A 276-nucleotide genomic window follows, 5' to 3' on the forward strand; every position below is an offset into this window, starting at 1 on the left:
GTCCGGCTGCGGCCTCCTTCAACAAAATACTCGGCTGCATAACCCCGGGTAAAAATACTGTGTAAATACTCGTCGAACACCGCGGCATACAAGGGGTTGTCACGAAATGAACGACGCATGAAAAATGCCCCGCTTCGACGTAATATGGATCCCGCCACTGGCAGATTCAGATTGATACCAGCAGCGATTTGCGGCAGTTGCAAGCCATTGTGATACAGCACGTAAGACAACAACAGGTAGTCAATATGGCTGCGGTGACAAGGGACGTAGATGATC

At 50.4% G+C, this 276-nt stretch carries 1 protein-coding gene; it reads right to left on the reverse strand.

Going from position 1 to position 276, the window contains the following annotated elements; translation table 11 throughout:
• The coding region (locus tag Q4563_RS23715; protein ID WP_442903811.1) for a 1-acyl-sn-glycerol-3-phosphate acyltransferase at nt 1-275 on the reverse strand (275 nt) is incomplete at its 3' end.
• Nucleotide 276 lies beyond the last annotated feature (1 nt).

The sequence above is a fragment of the Gilvimarinus sp. 1_MG-2023 genome, assembly GCF_030548285.1.